The sequence below is a fragment of the Oligella ureolytica DSM 18253 genome (genome assembly GCF_000373745.1).
Taxonomy (GTDB): domain Bacteria; phylum Pseudomonadota; class Gammaproteobacteria; order Burkholderiales; family Burkholderiaceae_B; genus Oligella; species Oligella ureolytica.
This window is the reverse complement of the sequence record NZ_KB892374.1, coordinates 1-1,136: the sequence shown is the minus strand read 5'-3', so window position 1 is coordinate 1,136 and position 1,136 is coordinate 1. Positions and strand designations below refer to the sequence as shown.

Sequence of the window (1,136 nt, the reverse complement as noted above, 5' to 3'; positions counted from 1 at the left end):
GACCTGTTGTTAACGTAGCGACCAAACAAGCCGCTAACCCTGGTCAACCCAGCTTGCTTTTACAAGCTCCGTCCCTTTAGGGCGGGGTAGTTGACAGCCAGAATTGACAGAATGATTTATTACTACCTATTAGGTGAGTGAACCTTCATTCACCTAATAGATACATTGCTTGAAACCATCAACGCACCAAAAATTGTGACTGTGGCAGACGACTGCCACGTATCTCTCGCACTCTTTACTTATTTATCAGAAAAATATAAAAATAAGTATATTAATGCGCAGGGCGACGCCACTTACTCTCCGGAAGAATTCCCCCTAATCGGCAAGAATCAAAAAAGCCTAATGACGCCGAACAGTCCTCATGATATTAAAAGCATCGAGGACTGCTTGCAAATACAGAAAATATAGAACATTAAGCAGCGATTACTTAACTTCGGTATAGATAAATTTCAAGCTGGGTGCCTCCTTGATAAAGAGGCTTAGGCTAGCCTGTGGGTTTGACGCTTCTGCGTGAGTAGTCAGCGTATTGCTACTCACGGTATAGCGTAATCCCACACAATTCCAAATAACAAATAAAATAATTAATCGGCTAAACCACTTTTGAAAAGTCAACGCACCGCTCATCAGCAAACCTCCTAACTCTAAACGATTATCACTTAGTGTGCACGCTGTTGGTTTAACTTATTATTAGGACATGTCGCACATGCGGTTTTAAATCCGCACTGTTCAAGTGCTTGCTGCATACTACCCTTGGAGCGGCGGCAGCACATAATCTGAACTCCCGCCCTTTGAGCAGCACAACGATAGGACTTCATCACATTATGACCCAGAAAATCAGTCAACAAAATAACTAAGTTAGTACCGTTAGGTAGGTGCTCGACGCGCTTCTGATGCGCTGTCTCACGACCGGTAATGTGATGTCTGACTTTAATATTATGAGATTTAAGCAAATCCAACAGATTACCCAAACGATCTGCGCCTACTACAAGTGCCTCAGTCATAACTATCTCCTAAATTATCAATAGGTTAATTTAATAACTAATAGAAATTATACTGATAATCATTCTCATTTGCAATCACTAAACATCAAACTTCATCAAGATGTTGCGCGAGATACCCCGTCATTTATGGCGGGG

The 1,136-nt window shown here is 41.8% G+C and carries 2 protein-coding genes; both read right to left on the bottom strand.

Features of this window, described 5'->3' with window-relative positions; all coding sequences use genetic code 11:
* Positions 1 to 423: 423 nt before the first annotated feature.
* Complete coding sequence (locus B092_RS0113385) at positions 424 to 624, bottom strand: hypothetical protein (protein WP_018575728.1); 201 nt, start codon at positions 622 to 624, stop codon at positions 424 to 426.
* Positions 625 to 656: 32 nt separating this feature from the next.
* Positions 657 to 1,001 (bottom strand): DUF2325 domain-containing protein, encoded by a 345-nt coding sequence (locus B092_RS14590; RefSeq protein WP_018575727.1) that lies wholly within the window; start codon positions 999 to 1,001, stop codon positions 657 to 659.
* Positions 1,002 to 1,136 lie beyond the last annotated feature (135 nt).

Excerpts from the sequence above, each read along its gene's own strand:
- B092_RS0113385 (WP_018575728.1), bottom strand. The coding sequence starts at position 624 with ATGAGCGGTGCGTTGACTTTTCAAAAGTGGTTTAGCCGATTAATTATT.
- B092_RS14590 (WP_018575727.1), bottom strand. The coding sequence starts at position 1,001 with ATGACTGAGGCACTTGTAGTAGGCGCAGATCGTTTGGGTAATCTGTTG.